General features: G+C 73.2%; 1 pseudogene. It reads left to right on the top strand.

Going from position 1 to position 325, the window contains the following annotated elements:
- Positions 1-96: 96 nt before the first annotated feature.
- A pseudogene (locus tag PUR61_RS01125) lies at positions 97-325 on the top strand (hypothetical protein); the annotation flags it as partial.

Here is a 325-nt window from a genome sequence, read left to right as displayed (position 1 = left end):
GGGGGGGCCCCCCCCACCCCAGCGCAATCGGTGGACCCCGCGCGACCTCTAGCCCAACACGGGGTAAAGCAACCCACCCGCCCCAAACGTGCTCCCGTGGGGCCAAACAACACACAACCAGTCGGGCCCGGTCGCGTCAGCGCCCCCACCGAGATCCAGTGGGTCACCCGCGGCTACCTGCTCGCCCGCGCGGGCTGCCTGATCACCGCCGGCACGATCGGTGACCGGTTCGGCCACACGAACACCTTCCTGGTCGGCGCGGGCGGCTTCGCCGCCACCGCGGCGGGGTTCGGATTCGCGGGGGCCATGCGGACGGGGAGCGCCT

This window comes from Streptomyces sp. BE20 (genome assembly GCF_036322525.1).
Taxonomy (GTDB): Bacteria; Actinomycetota; Actinomycetes; order Streptomycetales; family Streptomycetaceae; genus Kitasatospora.
This window is presented reverse-complemented; position numbering and strand designations above follow the sequence as displayed.